This is a genomic window from [Clostridium] citroniae WAL-17108, from assembly GCF_000233455.1.
In the GTDB taxonomy this organism is placed as follows: Bacteria; Bacillota; Clostridia; order Lachnospirales; family Lachnospiraceae; genus Enterocloster; species Enterocloster citroniae.
In genome coordinates this window covers 1-1,300 of sequence record NZ_JH376445.1, presented here as the reverse complement: position 1 = coordinate 1,300, position 1,300 = coordinate 1, and the positions used below count along the sequence as shown (strand labels likewise).

Below are 1,300 nucleotides of genomic sequence, written 5' to 3'. Positions count from 1 at the left end.
CCCCATGTGCGGACATATTGCATCAATCAGGGATTTTATGGAGGCCGGAGCCAAAGGACCAGACTGTGCCTGCCAGGAGTGCCTTGGAAGATATACGGGAAAGGGGGCCCCGAAAGCGGGGGATACGTCTGGATGCAACTGGGCGGCTTGTGGACTCTTTGGTATCCCGGATGGGAAGGGGATGATTGTCCTGGATGAGGAAGGAATCGGGACGGAGTGTTTTGCATTTGCAGGACAGGGGGTGTAGTCATGCCAGGGAAACATACGAAGCTCTTTAAACGCATATTCCATGGTGATTTCCGTCCGGCTGACGGAATGGACTATTCCCGCGCATATAAACGCTGGATGAAGGAGAACTATGAAGCCCACCAGAGATTCCGGAAAACATTAAAAAAAGGCCAGCTGGAGGCGTTTGACGAATTAGAGGAAATGGATATTGAGCTATCAGGAAGGGCCCAGGAAGAGAACTACATAGCCGGGATGAAGGCAGGCATCCAGCTCATGGTGGAAGCGCTCCGGTAGATGAGGCCTGGTTTTGAGGGGAAGGGGGGACCGGTATGGCAGGGCGACCAACCTATTTCAGGCTGTATGACCATGGCAGGTACATGGGGCAGTACAGAAACTTTGAGCTTATGGAGCTGCTGGATATCCGTCACCATCAGCTGATTGCCTATTATAGTGATACCGGCAGGGAGTATAAGGCTCGTTACCTGATTGAACGGATAGAGGAACCCATGCGTGGAAGTTGGGCAGCGGAGTGGGACCATGCCAGGCTGAAGGTCCTGTGGGATGGTACCAGGCTGAAGGTCCTGAGTCCGGTACGGAAGAGGAAAGGCCAGGAGCCGGGATGGTTATGGAGGTGAAATTATGGCAATGTTTGAGTATACGACCAAGGTCGAGATTCTGAAGGCGTTAATTGAAATCCTGAAGGAGTTAAGGGCCATTAGGAAGGCTATGGAAACTGAGAAAAAGTAACATTTCCGGGATACCGGAAGGAAGGAGAAACAGATGGGAACACTAATGGATGCATTCTCAAAAGAGGACCGGGTGGAGGTCACCTTTTCCGATTTTTACCGGTTAATGCGGGAGAGCACATCTGCGGAACTGATGAAAAATGCCGTGGACTGCAACGTGCCGCACAGCTACATAAGGGAGATGGTAACGGGAGTGCCGGAGGAGACCGGCATGGAACCGGATGGTGAAGGGGGGAAGGAACATGTGGATACTGACACAGAATAAGGAGCGGCTGCTGACCACGGAATCCATGGATGAGATACGCATTGCAGCCCCGGGTACTGGT

Annotated in this window: 4 protein-coding genes; all 4 read left to right on the top strand. The window is 52.4% G+C overall.

The window, feature by feature from the left end:
- Positions 1 to 247: VVA0879 family protein (locus HMPREF9469_RS30325; RefSeq protein ID WP_007871766.1), on the top strand; the 247-nt coding region annotated here is incomplete at its 5' end.
- 2 nt (positions 248 to 249) lie between these two features.
- On the top strand, positions 250 to 522 hold the full coding sequence (locus tag HMPREF9469_RS30320; protein ID WP_002572741.1) for a DUF6809 family protein: 273 nt from the start codon (positions 250 to 252) through the stop codon (positions 520 to 522).
- Positions 523 to 557: 35 nt separating this feature from the next.
- Positions 558 to 863: a hypothetical protein gene (locus HMPREF9469_RS30315; protein ID WP_007871764.1), complete on the top strand. Its 306-nt coding sequence runs from the start codon at positions 558 to 560 to the stop codon at positions 861 to 863.
- Positions 864 to 1,008: 145 nt separating this feature from the next.
- Positions 1,009 to 1,239 (top strand): hypothetical protein, encoded by a 231-nt coding sequence (locus HMPREF9469_RS30310; RefSeq protein ID WP_007868069.1) that lies wholly within the window; start codon positions 1,009 to 1,011, stop codon positions 1,237 to 1,239.
- Positions 1,240 to 1,300: the final 61 nt, after the last annotated feature.

Coding starts and splice junctions, on each gene's coding strand:
- HMPREF9469_RS30315 (WP_007871764.1), top strand. CDS start 558: ATGGCAGGGCGACCAACCTATTTCAGGCTGTATGACCATGGCAGGTAC.
- HMPREF9469_RS30320 (WP_002572741.1), top strand. CDS start 250: ATGCCAGGGAAACATACGAAGCTCTTTAAACGCATATTCCATGGTGAT.
- HMPREF9469_RS30310 (WP_007868069.1), top strand. CDS start 1,009: ATGGGAACACTAATGGATGCATTCTCAAAAGAGGACCGGGTGGAGGTC.